This window comes from Proteus sp. MB838, from assembly GCF_054767435.1.
Genome location: NZ_BAABMO010000116.1, coordinates 1 through 413 on the forward strand (window position 1 = coordinate 1; position 413 = coordinate 413).

Here is a 413-nt window from a genome sequence, read left to right on the forward strand (position 1 = left end):
AATTTTGACGTATTGGAGTTAGATCCACCATTCACACCAGAGCGATTTATTGAAGCTATCGGGGTTGCGCAGGAAGCTGGCTACGATAATTTGATAATCGACAGTATTACTCACGAATGGAGTGGAACAGGAGGATGTCTAGAATTACTCGATGTGTTAGCAAAAGCCAAGTATCGAGGAAATACGTGGTCAGCATGGAGCGAAATAACACCACGCCACAATGCATTTCTCGACGCGATCCTACGGTCTGACCTGCATATTATCGCAACGATGAGAAGTAAAACGGAAACTGCTCAGGTCGATAAAGGCAATGGTAAGAAAGGCGTAGATAAACTTGGCATGAAATCAGAGCAGCGTGACGGGGTTGAGTATGAGTTTACGACTGTACTAGACCTAAATCACGAAACTCACAC

At 44.6% G+C, this 413-nt stretch carries 1 protein-coding gene; it reads left to right on the forward strand.

The genetic code is table 11. The annotated features are described in order from the left end of the window. The coding region (locus ACYUCW_RS18190) for an AAA family ATPase (protein WP_460409191.1) at positions 1 to 413 on the forward strand (413 nt) is incomplete at both ends.